Origin of the sequence: Streptomyces murinus, assembly GCF_002154555.1 — a bacterium.
GTDB lineage: Bacteria > Actinomycetota > Actinomycetes > Streptomycetales > Streptomycetaceae > Streptomyces > Streptomyces murinus.
In genome coordinates, this window is record NZ_MUNF01000893.1 from 1 (window position 1) to 761 (window position 761).

Below are 761 nucleotides of genomic sequence, written 5' to 3' on the forward strand. Positions count from 1 at the left end.
CCCTCGGGGCGGCCGGCCGCCGCCGGGCGCGCGCAGCACCGCGCGGTCGCCGATCCGCAGGGGCAGCGGGCGGGCGAGGATGAGCCGGGCGGTGTCGGTGCCGAGCGGGCGGACGGTGACGGGCACGGCGGCGGTCCCGAGGTGCAGGGTGACCTGGCGGGGCAGTTCGGCCACCGGCTCGCCGTCGATCCGCGCGTCGAGCATCTCGGTGGCCCGCCAGCGGCCGGGGCTCAGCAGCACCTGGCCCCGGCGCAGTCCGGTGTCTCCTGGCCCGTGCACATTGACCGCGACTCGGGCCACCCCGCTGACGGCCGCCCGGTCCTCGTGCAGGCTCTGGAGCCCGCGCACCCGCAGCACCGCCGGGCCGTCCCCGGTGGCCAGCCGGTCGCCGACGCGCAGGGTGCCCGCGCCGAGCGTGCCGGTCACCACGGTGCCATGACCGCGGACGGTGAACGCCCGGTCCAGCCACAGGCGTACGTCGGCGTCCGGATCGGGCGCTGGCAACTCCCCCGCCAGTCGGGCGAGTTCGGTGCGCAGTCCGTCGAGTCCCGTGCCGGTGACGGCGCTCACCGCGACCGATGCCACCTTGCCGAGGGAGGTGTCCGCCAGTCGTGCCACGGCGTCGGCGCGCACCGGTTCGGGGTCGGCGAGGTCGCTCCGGGTCACCGCGAGGACGGCGTGCCGGACGCCGAGCGCGTCGAGGACGGCGAGGTGCTCCCCCGACTGGGGCTGCCAGCCCTGGTCGGGGGAGCACCTCGCCG

The 761-nt window shown here is 77.9% G+C and carries 1 pseudogene; it reads right to left on the reverse strand.

The features are described 5' to 3' along the window. Positions 1-761: pseudogene (locus CCN72_RS36355) on the reverse strand (selenocysteine-specific translation elongation factor); the annotation flags it as partial.